The sequence below is a fragment of the Intrasporangium chromatireducens Q5-1 genome, assembly GCF_000576575.1.
GTDB classification, from domain to species: Bacteria; Actinomycetota; Actinomycetes; order Actinomycetales; family Dermatophilaceae; genus Intrasporangium_A; species Intrasporangium_A chromatireducens.
The window spans coordinates 1-1,160 of the sequence record NZ_AWQS01000490.1; the positions used below are offsets into that span (position 1 = coordinate 1).

Annotated in this window: 1 protein-coding gene and 1 tRNA gene; both read left to right on the forward strand. The window is 65.0% G+C overall.

Translation table 11 applies throughout. The features are described from left to right. Positions 1–436 precede the first annotated feature (436 nt). On the forward strand, positions 437–721 hold the full coding sequence (locus tag N864_RS24935; RefSeq protein ID WP_155893075.1) for a hypothetical protein: 285 nt from the start codon (positions 437–439) through the stop codon (positions 719–721). A 274-nt stretch (positions 722–995) separates the two neighbouring features. Beyond that, positions 996–1,071 (forward strand) — tRNA-Lys (locus N864_RS22425). Positions 1,072–1,160: the final 89 nt, after the last annotated feature.

A 1,160-nucleotide genomic window follows, 5' to 3' on the forward strand; every position in this document is an offset into this window, starting at 1 on the left:
CTCGAACTCGCTGCGCAGGCGGGCGCCATACATCGGTCCCTCCGCCAGCAGCGCGAGCAGTCCCTGCTTCACCGACATGAACGCCTCCCCGACATACTCGGTATTGCCTCAGGTCAGGAGATGTATACCGGGTATGCGCCGGGAGCGCAAGCAACTCCCCTTGCCGCGCGCCGGACCTCGCCCTCGTTCCGATCGCCGACGCCTGAATCGGCGGCGCTCCCCCGGAACTGTTCTCCCGGGACGGCGCTAAACGAGAGCCGCGGGCGACGCGGCTTCCCGTGCGCCTACATCGATCTGGCTCAGGGCTCGCTAGGGGCAGTTAAGTGCCAGAGCTGCGGGTTGACGAGTCTGAATGCCGGTACGACCTCCCAAATCAGGTCTCGCTCAGGGTCGTCCCTGATAGCACATCTGGCGGCGGGGCTCCTAGCGTCTGTCCATGGACATCCACGAGGAAGTACTGCACGCCGCTGGCTACCTGCGGACCGCTGCTGTGACGTTAGGGCCGAATCACTCAGGAGCCCACCAGCTTGAGGAAATGGCGAGCTCGATCGACCCGAACAACTACCAACCGGCTGAATCGACTAGCGCCCCAGCGGCGGCATCGCTGGACTCCGCAATGAAGAAGCTGGCCGCCGTCATGAAGGAGTTCGACGTGCCCAACCTGAAGGCGCTGCTTGCTGAGACACAGAGGATCCGTGACGACCTGGGTGCTGGCCGCTGATAAGTCCGTCCCCACGTCAAGGACGGGTCGCCAGGCACCTTGACACAGAGGGGATCCACGACAGGACGCTAATGACCTGCAGACGCGATCCCCCCTGCCCACCCGCACCAGCGCAGGACATACGTAGCGATGCCGGGAACGACCGGTCAGGTCCGGGAAGAGTAGGCGATGGCCGGCAGGAGCGGGTCCGGCATACTGTGAGCCGGAGGTTGGTACGGACCGGGCTACAGCGGTGTTGTACTGAGGTTTGTCCCGATTAAAGTACCGACCCCCCGGGCCTCTAGCTCAGTGGGTAGAGCATCGGACTTTTAATCCGCCGGTCGTCGGTTCGAGCCCGACGGGGCCCACCACATCCCCTCGGTCGGGGCGCTGGCCGGTCGATCTGGTCCAGGCGCGTCCCCCTACCATCGCCCAAGAGGGACCGCGCCCACGCCGAGCA

Excerpts from the sequence above, each read along its gene's own strand:
- N864_RS24935 (WP_155893075.1), top strand. The coding sequence starts at position 437 with ATGGACATCCACGAGGAAGTACTGCACGCCGCTGGCTACCTGCGGACC.